This window comes from Curtobacterium luteum (assembly GCF_001475545.1).
Taxonomy (GTDB): Bacteria; Actinomycetota; Actinomycetes; order Actinomycetales; family Microbacteriaceae; genus Curtobacterium; species Curtobacterium luteum_A.
Genome location: NZ_LDQC01000206.1, coordinates 1 through 660, shown reverse-complemented (window position 1 = coordinate 660; position 660 = coordinate 1). Strand labels below are relative to the sequence as shown.

Below are 660 nucleotides of genomic sequence, written 5' to 3'. Positions count from 1 at the left end.
TGCTGACCCCGCTGTTCAGCGTGCCGCTGGCCTTCGCCGGTATCGCCCTGCTGCACGGGCTGGTAGCGGCCAAGCGCCTGGCGGGCTTTTGGCTGGTGGGGCTGTACGTGACGCTGCTGCTGTTCGGGCAGTTGATCTATCCGTTGTTGGTGATTCTGGCTGTGATCGATAGCGTGTTCGATTTCCGTGGGCGGTCTGCGCAAGAGCCGCAGGGGCCGACGGACGGTGAAGGTTAAAAGTTAAGAGGAAAGACTCAATGGATGTCATCCTGCTGGAAAAGATCGCCAACCTGGGCAACCTGGGCGACAAAGTGAACGTCAAGGGCGGCTACGCCCGTAACTTCCTGCTGCCGCAGGGCAAGGCTACCGCAGCTACCGCTGCCAACGTCGAGGCTTTCGAAGCTCGTCGCGCCGAGCTCGAGAAGCAGGCTGCCGAGAAGAAGGCCCAGGCCGACGCCCGTGCCGCCAAGCTGGCTGAACTGACCGTGACCATCGCCGCCAACTCCGGTGACGAAGGCAAGCTGTTCGGTTCCATCGGCACCCGCGACATCGCCGAAGCCGTCAGCGCCGCTGGCGTCGAGCTGGACAAGAGCGAAGTTCGCCTGCCCAACGGCGCGCTGCGTAACACCGGCGAATACGACGTCGAAGTGCACCTGCACAC

At 63.2% G+C, this 660-nt stretch carries 2 protein-coding genes; both read left to right on the top strand.

Annotated features, from left to right (window positions below; genetic code table 11):
- On the top strand, positions 1–236 hold a 236-nt coding region (locus tag NS184_RS17210), incomplete at its 5' end, for a hypothetical protein (protein ID WP_206556309.1).
- 20 nt (positions 237–256) lie between these two features.
- The coding region (gene rplI / locus NS184_RS17205; protein ID WP_058727252.1) for a 50S ribosomal protein L9 at positions 257–660 on the top strand (404 nt) is incomplete at its 3' end.